Source organism: Paenibacillus taichungensis, from assembly GCF_013359905.1.
Taxonomy (GTDB): domain Bacteria; phylum Bacillota; class Bacilli; order Paenibacillales; family Paenibacillaceae; genus Paenibacillus; species Paenibacillus taichungensis.
Map to the genome: position 1 here is coordinate 452032 of NZ_JABMCC010000118.1, position 12738 is coordinate 464769.

General features: G+C 46.7%; 12 protein-coding genes. All 12 read right to left on the bottom strand.

Going from position 1 to position 12738, the window contains the following annotated elements; all coding sequences use genetic code 11:
- Positions 1 to 37 precede the first annotated feature (37 nt).
- The 12 genes from dnaG to HP548_RS25345 all read right to left on the bottom strand — a co-directional run bounded on the left by dnaG (position 38) and on the right by HP548_RS25345 (position 12732).
- Positions 38 to 1858, bottom strand: a complete 1821-nt coding sequence (gene dnaG / locus HP548_RS25290; RefSeq protein WP_076288099.1) for a DNA primase — start codon at positions 1856 to 1858, stop codon at positions 38 to 40.
- Between the two features lie 47 nt (positions 1859 to 1905).
- Entirely contained in the window at positions 1906 to 2394 is a 489-nt protein-coding gene (locus HP548_RS25295) for a YaiI/YqxD family protein (RefSeq protein WP_090901596.1), read from the bottom strand.
- Positions 2395 to 2601: 207 nt separating this feature from the next.
- A complete protein-coding gene (gene glyS / locus HP548_RS25300; protein WP_175383170.1) occupies positions 2602 to 4677 on the bottom strand; it encodes a glycine--tRNA ligase subunit beta in 2076 nt (691 codons plus the stop codon).
- Positions 4670 to 5557 carry a glycine--tRNA ligase subunit alpha gene (glyQ, locus tag HP548_RS25305; protein WP_024628463.1) on the bottom strand — a complete coding sequence of 296 codons (888 nt, stop codon included), beginning with the start codon at positions 5555 to 5557 and terminating at the stop codon, positions 4670 to 4672. Before glyQ ends, glyS begins: the two co-directional genes overlap by 8 nt.
- Positions 5558 to 5964: 407 nt before the next feature.
- Positions 5965 to 6717, bottom strand: coding sequence for a DNA repair protein RecO (recO, locus tag HP548_RS25310; RefSeq protein WP_076288096.1), 753 nt, complete (start codon positions 6715 to 6717; stop codon positions 5965 to 5967).
- 33 nt (positions 6718 to 6750) lie between these two features.
- Positions 6751 to 6891: a YqzL family protein gene (locus tag HP548_RS25315; protein WP_076288095.1), complete on the bottom strand. Its 141-nt coding sequence runs from the start codon at positions 6889 to 6891 to the stop codon at positions 6751 to 6753.
- 104 nt (positions 6892 to 6995) lie between these two features.
- Entirely contained in the window at positions 6996 to 7895 is a 900-nt protein-coding gene (era, locus tag HP548_RS25320) for a GTPase Era (protein WP_076288094.1), read from the bottom strand.
- A 41-nt stretch (positions 7896 to 7936) separates the two neighbouring features.
- Positions 7937 to 8350, bottom strand: a complete 414-nt coding sequence (locus tag HP548_RS25325) for a cytidine deaminase (protein ID WP_076288093.1) — start codon at positions 8348 to 8350, stop codon at positions 7937 to 7939.
- 242 nt (positions 8351 to 8592) lie between these two features.
- A complete protein-coding gene (locus HP548_RS25330; RefSeq protein ID WP_163755376.1) occupies positions 8593 to 8964 on the bottom strand; it encodes a diacylglycerol kinase family protein in 372 nt (123 codons plus the stop codon).
- Positions 8964 to 9461 (bottom strand): rRNA maturation RNase YbeY, encoded by a 498-nt coding sequence (gene ybeY, locus HP548_RS25335; protein ID WP_063567028.1) that lies wholly within the window; start codon positions 9459 to 9461, stop codon positions 8964 to 8966. Before ybeY ends, HP548_RS25330 begins: the two co-directional genes overlap by 1 nt.
- A gap of 34 nt (positions 9462 to 9495) precedes the next feature.
- Entirely contained in the window at positions 9496 to 11745 is a 2250-nt protein-coding gene (locus tag HP548_RS25340) for an HD family phosphohydrolase (protein ID WP_175383171.1), read from the bottom strand.
- Between the two features lie 15 nt (positions 11746 to 11760).
- Positions 11761 to 12732, bottom strand: coding sequence for a PhoH family protein (locus HP548_RS25345; protein WP_076288091.1), 972 nt, complete (start codon positions 12730 to 12732; stop codon positions 11761 to 11763).
- Between the last annotated feature and the right edge of the window lie 6 nt (positions 12733 to 12738).

Here is a 12738-nt window from a genome sequence, read left to right on the forward strand (position 1 = left end):
ACTCCCTCCTCCCTAGAAACATCCAACATTCAGACGTTCACTGTCTCTCTAGGGCAATCATTTCAATTGCAATTTGTGCCGCGCGTACAGAATCACCTGCCCGCTCTGCAGCAATCATTTCTTCTTTTTTCAGATCGTACTCTTTCTTACGCGGATATTTCAGCACTTCCCTGATGCAATCGTCGAGCACTTGAATACTCCATTCACCTGGACCATCCATCATCGAGATTGAACTGACCGTCTTTTCCAGTCGGTCGTCATGCAGTGAAGACATAAAACGGCTTGTATCCGACGGTTTGCCTTGCGCATAATAGGCATATAGATAAGCAGCGATAGCTGCATGATCATCCAAGTTAAAAGCTTCACCAAGATGCTCATTCACGTACTGGGCAGCCTCATCATCCTGAAGCATCCAGGCGAGCAGTTTGCGTTCAGCAGCGTGGTAAGCCGGCAACAGATTGGGTGTAGGCACCTGCCTATTTTGTTGCCTACCATTATTCCACCTTTTCGGGTTATTATCCCCATACTGGAGGTTATTTTTCATGGCCTCCCGTTCTTCATTACACTCCTGCTTCAGTGTTTCAAATGATACATCCACTTCCGCAGCCAGTTCCCGAAGATATACTTCCCGTTCTGTAGGAGAAGACAAAGGAGCAATAAGTTTCACCGCTTCCTTGGAATAAGCGATTTGTCCGCCGCCTTCTAGCAGTATATGGTTTTTTTTAAGGTTTATAAGCTTAAATTTTGTAGTCGTTACGGCACCGTCCACAATCTGGTTTCGGAACCGCTCGCCACCATGCTTGCGGATAAAATCATCTGGGTCGAGCCCGTCCGGTATCAGAGCAATTTTGACCTGCAGTCCCGCTTCCTCAAGAATAGGAAAGTTTTTGAATGCCGCAGCCTGTCCTGCTCGATCGCCGTCATAACATACGATGACTTCATCACACATGCCTTTAAGCATCAATGCCTGATTCTCAGTGAGCGCGGTACCCATTGCCGCTACACCATTCTGGATATCCTGATCCCAGGCGGAGATAACATCGCCATACCCTTCGAACAATATGGCCTGCCTTTGTTTGCGAATTGCATTTTTGGCATGATGCAGATTGTAGAGAACACGGCTTTTGTTAAATAACCGGGTTTCCGGTGAATTTAGGTACTTCGGTTGCCCGTCTCCCAAAATGCGGCCTGCAAATGCAATCGGCTTTCCGCTCCTGCCGTTAATCGGAAACATGACCCTGTCTCGGAAACGGTCCACATACCCCTGACCTTCGTTTCGCGGTGACAGTAACCCACCCTTCTCCATCTCTTCAAGCGGAAATTCGCGCTTTTCCAGAAATTGTACCAAGGTATCCCAGCGATTAGGCGCATAGCCAATCTGGAATTGGTCAATGAGTTTGTCGCTAAACCCACGTGAGCGTAAATATTCCATAGCCACTTTACCGTGCTCTGTATTTTTCAATAAGAAATGATACAGCTTCGCGGTAAGCTCATATGCTTCCAATAAACGTTCGGTTTCTGGATTAACATGAGCCGATTCGCGCCCTTGCCAGTCCCCCATTGAAATATGGCTTTCTTCTGCCATCGTCTTGACAGCCTCGGGAAAGGATAACCCTTCGATTTCCATCCTGAATTTGATGGCATTTCCACCCGTGCCGCAACCGTAGCAATAGAAAATTTGTTTCTCCGGCGTAACTGTAAACGAAGGCGTCTTCTCAGAATGAAAAGGACAGAGGCCTTTCATATATTTCCCCTGTTTGGTCAGATGTACAAATCGGCTCACCGTATCGACGATATCATGCTGCTGTAACACCGATTCAATAATGCTTTCGGGTATACCGCCTTGTCCGGTACTCATCTTGGTCCACCTTCATCTCTTTAACACGTAAATATTATTCGATAAACTTACACATTCTCCTGCAAATCTTTCAAAAGTTTTGTCAGTTTATGTTGAAAAATTTCCCGATCCTGCTCTGTGAAAGGCTTTGGGCCTTTTCCATAATGCCCTCTTTTTCGTGCTTTGGCCGCAGTATGACGGGAATCCAGCATGAAATCAATGTCACGATCATTAAATTCACGACCACGAAATGATAAAACATAACAACGTTTGCCAAGTGCGAGCGCCGCCAGTCCATAATCCTGTGTAATGACCACATCGTATGGCTTGATGTGATTGGCAATGTAAAGGTCTGCACTCTGATCACTTCGATCAACCTGAACGGTACGCACTCCTTCTCCGCCCTGAAGAAAATGGTCAAATGAAGAAACCATCAATACAGGAACTTTGAATCGGAGAGCTGTTTCTGCGATCTCAGCCTTGACCGGGCAAGCATCACCATCCACAACAATATGGCGTACATTCAACTCACTCAAAGCCAGACCACCCGGTTTCATAAAATATCTGCATATTGTAATATACGACCCCAGCCAGTCAAAATCCTTCTGACCGGTCTATGGAAATCAAAGGCTAAAATACGGAACGGCTGTAAATATAAATTTTTCACAATCCGTTCCGTATATTTATACCCTCATATATCCTTCTTTAATACTGAATTTATGCTTTGCCGCAGATCTGTCTACTCGGAGGAGAAAAGGATGCGATTACCAGACCAATTTGGAGAAATCAGCAAAAGCTTTCAGATCACGGTCAATGGCTGCAAGCAGTGCCAGACGATTCGCCCGCACAGCCTCATCTTCAGCCATAACCATAACCGAATCGAAGAATACGGTGATCGCTTCCTTCCAAGCCGATGCAATTGCGAGCGCTTCAGCGGCAGCATGCTGAGACAATACCTGACGATATTCCTCATTGGTTTTGCTCCATGCCTCATGCAGCTGGCGTTCTCCTTCTTCTGTGAAGAGTTCTGCATGAACCGAAGCATTGGATGCTTTGGCAGCCAGATTACCGACACGGTTGAAGGATTCGACAGTTGTTTTGAAGGCATCGCCCGTTTGGACAGCTGCCATGAGTGCCTCACCTTTTGGAACTACAGCGCTGATATCATCAAATCCGGAAGAAATCACCGCATCCACAACATCATAACGAACCGTTTCCGACAAAAGTTTTTTCACTCGAAGACCGAAGAAGTCCTGTAAATCTTTACGTACCTCTTCATCCGCACGTTTCAACAGGTTCATCTGAGCATGCACTTGAAGTGCAACGCCGAATACATCGGACAATGTCAGCGGAAGATTGTGATCCAGCAAAATTTGTACGATACCTGCTGCCTGACGGCGCAGTGCGTATGGATCTTGAGATCCTGTAGGAATGATATTGATCGAGAAACAACCTACAATTGTATCCATTTTATCGGCTGCACTCACAATAGCTCCAACGAGCGAAGCAGGAGATTGATCTCCAGCGAAACGTGGCTGATAATGCTCAAATACCGCTTTGGCCACTTCTTCTTTTTCACCAGCTTTACGGGCATAATCTTCACCCATCACACCTTGCAGTTCAGGGAATTCCCCCACCATAAGTGTAACAAGGTCGAATTTGCAGATATCCGCAGAACGATTCACCGCTTCGGCTACATCAGCTGGTACTTGCAGCTTGCTAGCCAGACCATCCGCAATTTTGCGAATACGGCGAACTTTATCTCCAACCGTTCCCAGCTCTTCCTGGAAGACGATACTTTCCAATTTCGATAATGCATCCTTGATCTCCAGCTTCTGGTCTTCCTCGTAGAAGAACTTGGCATCAGACAGACGTGCACGGAGTACCTTTTCGTTTCCTTTTGCAATGACATCCAGTGAATCGCTGCCGCCGTTACGAACCGTAACGAAGTATGGCAACAATTGTCCATCATTATCAAGCACAGGGAAATAACGTTGATGCTCGCGCATCGAAGTAATCAGTACCTCTTGTGGAATATTCAAAAATGAAGATTCGAATGTTCCGAACAGCACCGTTGGTGTCTCAACCAGGAACAGAACCTCTTCCAGCAAATCTTCCTTGATCGCAATATCCCATTTCTTCTCGGCAGCCAGTGCCTGGATCTGGGATACAATCATCTGCTCACGTTCTTTGATATCCGCAATGACGTGCTCGGAACGAAGCACTTCCACATACGAAGCGGGATCCGAAATAACCGCCTCTTTTCCGAGGAAACGATGTCCACGTGTTACATTACCAGACTTTACGCCTGCAACTTCCAAATCAATAACATCGCTGCCCAGCAGAGCGACAATCCAGCGAATCGGACGTACAAATTTGAAATCATACGAAGCCCAACGCATGAATTTCGGGAACGTCATGGCATGCAGTATAGCCAGCAAACCCTGACCGATTACAGAGGAAGTTTCCACGCCTTTGCTGCTCTTGGTAGCATAGATATATTCCACGCCACTCAGTTCCTTAAATGTGAACTGATCCGGTTCAACACCCTGACTACGGGCGAATCCGAGTGCAGCTTTACTCCAGTTACCACTGTCATCCAATGCTATTTTACGGGAAGGTCCTTTAACTTCTTCCTCCACGTCTTCCTGTTTCTCAGCAACATCCTTGATCAAAACAGCCAGTCGGCGCGGTGTGGCATACGCATTCACTTCACCGTAAGCAATGCGGGATGCATCCAGCCATTTCACGACACGATCTTGCAGCTGTTCAATTGCTGCTCGCATGAAGCGTGCAGGCACTTCTTCCAGACCAATTTCAAACAACAGATCCTTAGACATGCTCAGCTCCCCCTTTCTTGATCAGCGGGAAGCCGAGCTTCTCACGCTCTTCCACATATGTTGCAGCCACTTGACGAGCCAGGTTACGGACACGAGTAATGTACCCAGTACGCTCCGTTACACTGATTGCCCCGCGCGCATCCAGCAGATTGAACGTATGTGAACATTTCAACACATAGTCATATGCCGGGAAAACCAGATTCTGTGCCATAGCCTTGTTCGCTTCCTCTTCATGCATGTTGAAGAGCGTAAACAACATTTTGACATCTGATACTTCAAATGTATATTTGGAGTGTTCGAATTCAGGCTGACGGAACACATCACCATATGTAATACCGTCTACCCATTCCAGCTCAAACACATTTTCTTTTTCCTGAATGTACGAGGCAAGACGCTCCATACCATACGTAATTTCAACGGCTACCGGATTCGTCTCGATTCCACCGACTTGTTGGAAATACGTAAATTGGGTGATTTCCATACCGTCCAACCATACTTCCCAGCCAAGACCAGCACAGCCGAGGGAAGGATTCTCCCAGTTGTCCTCAACAAACCGAATATCATGTTTAAGCGGATCAATACCCAACTGTTTCAGACTTTCCAGGTATATCTCCTGAATATTGTCTGGAGAAGGCTTGATAATAACCTGGAATTGATGATGCTGATAGAGACGGTTTGGATTTTCTCCATAACGACCATCCGAAGGACGGCGGGACGGCTCTACATAAGCTACTTTCCAAGGCTCGGGTCCAAGCGAACGCAAAAAGGTCATCGGGTTCATCGTACCTGCCCCTTTTTCCGTATCATATGGTTGAACAATAATACAGTTGTGCTCGGCCCAGAATTGTTGCAGCGTGAGGATCATCTGCTGAAAATTCATAATCATGCTCCTTTTCGATGGTTTGTGATGAACAAGCCTAGAACGGTACAGACAATAAAAAGCCCTCGTCCTACGCCTGTTATACAGACATAGGGACGAGAGCTATTCCCGCGGTTCCACCCTACTTGGCTTAGATATAAACAGAAGTTCCTGTTCATTCAAGCCCACTTTTCCGTGTCATTCATGCTCCCGAGTGCCATTTCACAGACCGATTCAACCCGGCTCCCACCATCCCCGGCTCGCTCACACAAGATTAGTAAGGTCAATCGACCTCTGCTCCTGAATGTAATAAATCAAGTCTCCTACTTTCTCGTTCAATGCATGTCTCCAAAAGAGAAATTATAGTTCATAATATATAAAAATAAGTACGAAGTCAAGATATATTACTTATTTCACATGAAGACGACTCAAATCCCGTACTTTTCCATTTGATCAAGAAAAGAACGGGATTTTAAATTCAAGCCAAGCTGATGATCCATAAAGGCCCGCATGATCTTTTTAATCTCATCCCGGGTGCCTTCGCTCACCGATATATTACCAAGCCTTTGCAGATCCAGCTGTGCAAACAGACGTAAGAGTTTCAACGCCTTCGGACTCACGGACATCGCCGGAGGATCAAAGTGTTTGCACGCACGGCACAGAACGCCTCCAAGTCTTGGACTAACAAATAATTGTTCATCCGGACGCTCGTGACCACAAGAAATGCAATCATCAAGCTGAGGTCCATACCCGGCTGCCTGTAATATTTTCATTTCATACAGGCTTGTGATGACGACCGGATCTTTCTCTTCCTTCAACGCCTGAAGACAGGCTTTCAACTGTTTGAACCAGAACGTACCTGTCTCTTCATCCTGCAACACACGATCCAGCAGTTCACAAGCATAAGATGCATAGGAGGCCTTAATCAGATCTTCACGCAGCTCATGATAAGATTCCATAATCTCACCTGCGTTTAGTGTTCCCAGACCGGTGTTACGAAAATATACATATTGACCGTACGTAAATGGCTGAACCAGTGCAGCATGTCGGCTTTTGGGCTTTTTGGCACCGCGGACGAGTACCCCTACTTTCCCGCCGCTTTCGGTGCAAAGCGTAATGATTTTGTTTCCCTCGCCGTAGTCCATGCTGCGGATGACAATCCCTTCCACCCTGTATAGCATGCCTCGTCACCTAACCATTCCCGAATTAGCCAATTAACCTTCGGCTTCTTCATCTTCAATCACTTCCCTTGCAGGTTCCGACTCCTGTCCCACCGAGCTGCATGCCTCGGAATACAACAAATAGGATTCCACATCCCCCGTCATCGCAAAAACCTTCCACGAAAAATCTCGCATCGGAATTTCATCCTCTCTTCGGAAATGACGTCTGCTTCTACCAGATAGGATGGAGTCTTGCAAGGTAAACTATGTGTTGCAATTACTGGATACAATTCCGACGATTAGTCGCGGCCAAAGCCAAGGTCACGCAGAACTCGATCCTGGTTTCTCCAGTCTTTCTTCACTTTAACCCACAGGTCCATGAAGATTTTGGAACCTAACAGGTTTTGAATATCCTGGCGGGCACGTTTCCCCACTTCTTTGAGCAAGGCACCCTGTTTACCGATAATGATCCCTTTTTGCGAATCACGCTCCACAAAGATGACAGCCGAAATATAAACGACGCCATTGTCCTGTACTTTCATATCCTCAATCGTTACGGCAATGGAGTGAGGCACTTCTTCGCGTGTCATTTGTAAAATCTTCTCCCGAATCAACTCAGCACAAACGAACTGTTCCGGATGGTCTGTAACCTGGTCATCTGGATAGTACTGTGGACCTTCCGGCAAATACTTGCCGAGCTGCTCCAGCAACGTGCTTACATTGCTGCCGAGCATGGCAGAAACAGGTACGATTTCAGCGAAATTGTGCAGCTTGCGATATTCCTCAATCAGCGGAAGCAGTGCTTCCGGCTCAATTTTATCAATTTTGTTCATGACAAGAATGACAGGCGTACGCACATTTTTCAATTGTTCGGCAATATAACGGTCCCCACCGCCCATGCCTTCAGAAGCATCGATCAGGAACAGAGCAGCTTCAACTTCTCCGAGCGTGTTCAAAGCGGTCTGGTTCATGTAATCGCCCAGCTTGGATTGACGTTTGTGAATCCCTGGCGTATCCAGGAAAACGATTTGTTGTTGTTCCGATGTATATACACCATGAATCTTATTACGCGTCGTTTGTGGCTTGTCCGACATGATCGCAATTTTCTGTCCAATGACTTGGTTCATCAGTGTGGATTTACCTACATTGGGACGTCCAATAATGGCTACAAAACCGGATTTGAATGCTTGTTTTTTCATATGTTCCTCCTCAGGCGCCTAGGCCTGGAATGTATTGGTTTTTACTTTTTAGCAGAGTTCAGATCAGATGGTCCAAAAGCCCATGGCAATAATTCGGCAACTGTAGTCTCCTGCAGATCACCTTTCAAGTTACCCAGAATGACCTTCATGTCCGGATCACACAGTTCGTACATCACTTGACGACATACACCGCAAGGAGCAATCGGTCCGTCTGTATCTCCTACAATCGCCATTGCCTTGAAACTGCGTGGTTGCTTACCTCCTGCAATCGCGCTGAACATGGCTGTACGCTCAGCACAGTTACCTGGCGTGTAAGCAGCATTCTCAATATTACAACCATGATGCACATGTCCCTCACTGTCAAGCAAAGCTGCACCTACACCAAAATGAGAATAAGGCGTATACGCTTTTGTACGTGCCTTAATTGCTTCTTGCATCAACAAACCATTATCCATAATTAATCTCTCCCTTTGGGGTGTACTATAAAGTTAACTAGGGCATTTACACTGGACACTCCGCTGCCAGAACAACCTTCCGAGCGCTGTTATCCCCAGATTTTTATGATTCACTTTTTCAAAGTGAAAATCCGGGGATAAAGGCGCACACTTCGTTTCTTCAGGTTTCTTCTGACCTCTCCGTTATCGTGTTTGCATCAAGTAACTATACAATTGTGTGTAATTTAAAAACAAAAACAAAATCAGAGCAAACCTAGCCAGCTCATCACCGGCTTAATGAAAACGACACACCCGATGATGACGGCGAACACCGCAGCCAGCAAAACTGCACCGGCCGCGGTGTCCTTCGCCGCTTTTGCCAGCGGATGTATATGCGGATGCGCCAGATCTACAGCAGCTTCCACTGCTGTATTCATCAGCTCCGTCACAAGCACCAGAAAAACGGCTGTCAGTACAAACATCCAGTCCGTTCTGGAAATCCCGAAAAAAAAGCCGGCTGCACACATCAAAATGGCGACTCCTGTATGAACTCTTACATTCCGCTGAGTCCGCAGCCCGTATACGATTCCTTCCGCAGCATTGCGGAATACCATCCCCCAGGAGCGCCTTTTCATTATCGTGTCAACCCGGCTTGGGCAAGTACCGCTTCCTGTTTGCCCATCATTTCGGCTTCGCTGGCTTCATCCTGATGATCATATCCAAGCAGGTGCAAGAAGCCATGAACAAACAGGAACCCGAGCTCACGTTCAAATGAATGGCCATATTCTTCACTCTGTAGAATGGTCCGTGGAACAGAAATAATAATATCCCCCAGAACATCCGGCATTTCTTCCATTTCTTCATCCTCGTCCAGTTCGTAGATAATATCCAGTTCCTCATCCACAGTCTCATTCATTGCAAAAGACAATACATCTGTTGGACGATCTATGCCGCGATAATCACGGTTCAGCTCATGAATCTGCTCATCATCTACGAAAGTCAGGGCCACTTCCCCGTCTGCAACACCCTCTGCTTCCCCTGCCAGGTTCAGCAGCTGCTCCAGCATTGCGATCATCGGTTCGGTGATTTCTTTATCCTGTTGTTCATTATTCCATGCTAGGTTAAGACTCATTCTTTCATACTCCTGTCTTGTCATAATTAGCGAATCAACCCGCTTCAGGCGAAGTTGGCTTCGGTTTCTTCATTTCTTCCGGATATTCAATCCTGGAGTGGAATATACCCATGACGGTTTCCTTAAGAGTCTTGGCGACAATATCCAGCTCCCGCATTGTCAGATCACAGTCGTTAAACTGATGATCGTCCAGTCGACCTTTAATAATCTTTTCGATCATGGACTCCACTTGTTCCACAGTAGGCTTCCGCAAGGAACGGACCGCAGCTTCCACACTGTCAGCAATGCCAACAATCGCCGACTCTTTGGACTGAGCCTTGGGACCTGGATAACGGAAATCATCTTCCGTGAAATCTGGTTCCACTCCTGCTTCCTCAGCCTGACGCAGTGCTTTGTGATAGAAGTAATGCAGGAAGGTTGTTCCATGATGCTGCTCAGCAATGTCCCGAATAGGCCTCGGCAGCTTGTAGTCCTTCTGCATTTCCACACCATCGCGTGCGTGAGCAACGATAATGGACTTGCTCAGCTTTGGATCAATCGAATCATGCGGATTTTCCATATTGTTTTGATTTTCAATAAAATAAATCGGTCGCTTGGTCTTGCCAATATCATGATAATACGAGCCCACCCGACATAACAACCCATTGGCACCGATTGCTTCCGCGGCGGCTTCTGACAGGTTTCCTACCATCACACTATGGTGATATGTGCCCGGTGTCTCTGTTAGCAATTTGCGCAATAGCGGGTGATTGGGATTAGACAGTTCTACCAGTTTCAGCGCAGACAAAATGCCAAATGAGGTTTCGAAAAACGGCATCAGCCCAATAACCAGTATGGCGGTCAGTACGCCTCCGGCAAATGCAAATCCAATGCCATAGAGCGTTGTCGTACGGTTCCAGTCACTTGAGTCAATCAGAGCCAACGTGAAAACTGCGATCGATCCGAACAGACAAACCATAATGGCGCCTTTCAGGATCGTAGACCGCTGACTTGCCCGATGGGTGGCGAAGATCGCAACAAACGATACCAACACCGCGAAGAATCCAAGTTCAAAGTCAAAAATTTGACCCTGATGTGTATTCAAAATAATGCTCGACAGCATGCCGATAATAATCGAGCAGACAAAGGCAAGCGATGTATCCAGCAGCAATGCTATTAACATGGCTCCTACGGCAACAGGGGCAAGAAAGCCTACGTATGAATTCTCACTGGTCTGGAGTATCGCAGTAACATGCATAACCACAATCGTAATAATAAATATGAGAACAAGCATCAGCAGCTGAGCATTGTTATATTTGAAATGCGTTCCGCTGAATTGCTGAATATACATGAGAATCGCTGCCGACAACAGACAGGACAGCATAAGCAGTCCAAGCTGAGGCCAATAGTTTACTTCGTTTTTCAGCAAATCGTTCTCGCCCAGAAGGGTGTACATCTCCGGGGTAATCATCTCACCCTTGGCAACAAGTGTATCTCCTTGCTTGATAAAGACCGTTTGAGTGTTCTCACGAGCCTGTACTTTAGCTTCTTTTGTACCCTCTTCATCGTAGAAGCGGTTCGACGTGACCACAAGACGAGCAAGCTCCTGCACAACCTCACGCTGCGTACGCTTGCTTAGGGAGCTCACACTCACCATCTCGGCCACTTTGGCACGAGCTGTTGTAGCCTCACTAATCTGGTCGGTCATTAATCTGGAGACAATATCCCGAGCAACGGCCTTCATCTCCTGAATATCTTCCGAAGTCAAACGTGAAATTTTGATATAAGTCTCTTCCGGAATTCGGTAGCTTTGCTCCTGTACCACATTTCTGATCTCTTCCAAAAGAGTTTCGGAGTATGTACCCGCTTTCCGGTTGTTGTTGATAAAATTGGAAACAAAGTCTTTCTGACGCTGCGGTATTTCATCACGATAGATGTCAATCTTGTCCTGACTGGAAATCTGATCATCCTGATTCAGTCGATCAATACGATCAAGCAGAGTCGTCATCAGATTTTCGTTCCGCATTTGCACGATCTGAAACATCGGCTGTACACGTTCAGCGGCTTCTTCTTGCGCTTTCAGCGTGGCCTTGGTATTCGGGATCTGCATGGGCGCAGCAATATTCACTTCACTTCGTGTGCCTTCCTGAATATCATACCGCTCTGGGAGCAGCTTGGAAGCAAGACTCACGTAGAAGAGGATCACCAGAAACAAAAACAGAAGATAGCGTGCCCACACGCTATACTTCCATCCTGTAGCTCTATTTTGAAAAGATTTGCCTTTTGACAGTTCCTTCGAGGTCATCGAGACAATCCCTTTCTATTCTTGATTTTCTGCGGCGTGGTTATAAGCGACGATGATTTTCTGGACGAGGGAGTGCCGTACAACGTCTTGCTCGGCAAAGTAGACAAATCCAATCTCTTCCACTTGGCCCAGTATTGCATTTGCTTCCACAAGCCCTGACTTTTTGCCGCGCGGTAAATCAATTTGTGTCACGTCACCGGTAATGACCATTTTGGAACCAAAACCGAGACGAGTTAGGAACATTTTCATCTGCTCCGGTGTCGTATTCTGGGCTTCATCCAGGATAATAAACGAGTCGTCCAGTGTACGTCCCCGCATATAGGCTAGAGGCGCAATTTCGATTAAACCTCGCTCCAGTGCCTTCGCAGTCTGCTCTTGTCCCATAACATCGTACAATGCGTCATACAGTGGCCGTAAATAAGGATCCACTTTTTCCTGAAGATCGCCCGGCAAGAAACCAAGACTCTCTCCCGCTTCAACAGCAGGTCTCGTGAGCACGATCCGCTTGACGCTTCCTTCCTTAAGTGCTGCCACAGCCAGCACAACAGCAAGATACGTTTTACCTGTACCGGCAGGACCGATACCAAATACAACATCACGTTTTTTAATTGTAGTTACATAGTGTTTCTGTCCAATCGTTTTAACCCGGATCGGCTTACCGCGGTACGTCGTTGTAATCTCGCCTTTGAACAGATCCAGAAGCTGGTCTGCACGAAGTTCCTTTGCCAGCTCAATGGCATACTTAACGTCCCTTTCGGTTAACACGTATCCGTTACGTACCAATTGCAACAACACATCAAATAATTGTTCAAGCGATTCCACATTCTGAATGTTGCCATGGATCACAATCTCCGCTTCACGGGATGCGATCTGTGCGGGAATCTCGGATTCAATCAGTTTCAGAAAAATATCTTGGGGTCCAAAAAGAGATTGACCCTCTCCCGCACTTTGGAGGGAGATTCGTATGCTGCGTGTTTGCTCTGACAAATAGCC

Coding starts and splice junctions, on each gene's coding strand:
- dnaG (WP_076288099.1), bottom strand. CDS start 1,858: ATGAGTACCGGACAAGGCGGTATACCCGAAAGCATTATTGAATCGGTG.
- HP548_RS25295 (WP_090901596.1), bottom strand. CDS start 2,394: ATGAAACCGGGTGGTCTGGCTTTGAGTGAGTTGAATGTACGCCATATT.
- glyS (WP_175383170.1), bottom strand. CDS start 4,677: ATGTCTAAGGATCTGTTGTTTGAAATTGGTCTGGAAGAAGTGCCTGCA.
- glyQ (WP_024628463.1), bottom strand. CDS start 5,557: ATGAATTTTCAGCAGATGATCCTCACGCTGCAACAATTCTGGGCCGAG.
- recO (WP_076288096.1), bottom strand. CDS start 6,717: ATGCTATACAGGGTGGAAGGGATTGTCATCCGCAGCATGGACTACGGC.
- HP548_RS25315 (WP_076288095.1), bottom strand. CDS start 6,891: ATGCGAGATTTTTCGTGGAAGGTTTTTGCGATGACGGGGGATGTGGAA.
- era (WP_076288094.1), bottom strand. CDS start 7,895: ATGAAAAAACAAGCATTCAAATCCGGTTTTGTAGCCATTATTGGACGT.
- HP548_RS25325 (WP_076288093.1), bottom strand. CDS start 8,350: ATGGATAATGGTTTGTTGATGCAAGAAGCAATTAAGGCACGTACAAAA.
- HP548_RS25330 (WP_163755376.1), bottom strand. CDS start 8,964: ATGAAAAGGCGCTCCTGGGGGATGGTATTCCGCAATGCTGCGGAAGGA.
- ybeY (WP_063567028.1), bottom strand. CDS start 9,461: ATGAGTCTTAACCTAGCATGGAATAATGAACAACAGGATAAAGAAATC.
- HP548_RS25340 (WP_175383171.1), bottom strand. CDS start 11,745: ATGACCTCGAAGGAACTGTCAAAAGGCAAATCTTTTCAAAATAGAGCT.